The organism is Salinimicrobium oceani, assembly GCF_012037645.1.
Genome location: NZ_JAAVJR010001643.1, coordinates 1 through 284 on the forward strand (window position 1 = coordinate 1; position 284 = coordinate 284).

A 284-nucleotide genomic window follows, 5' to 3' on the forward strand; every position below is an offset into this window, starting at 1 on the left:
ATGATCAATATCGCTATTATCCTGTTGTTTGACAATCTCACAGATAAGGCCTTTGAAAGTGTAGATACTGTTGTTATGGGTGTAGACCTCCAATTCCTACTGGAAGTAGTGGTCGTGACATTCCTTATCCTGCTTTTTGGAGAGATCCTTCCAAAAGTATATGCCAGCCGTAACCGGGTTGTATTTTCTCATTTTATGGCCTATCCTTTAAATGTGTTGGATAAGGTATTTTCTCCGCTAAGTATCCCAATGCGCGCGGTGACGGTGAGTATTCATGAAAGACT

General features: G+C 41.2%; 1 protein-coding gene. It reads left to right on the forward strand.

Annotation, left to right across the window (positions count from 1 at the left end; all coding sequences use genetic code 11):
* A partial coding sequence (locus HC175_RS23440; RefSeq protein ID WP_168140128.1) for a CNNM domain-containing protein occupies positions 1-284 on the forward strand: 284 nt, incomplete at both ends.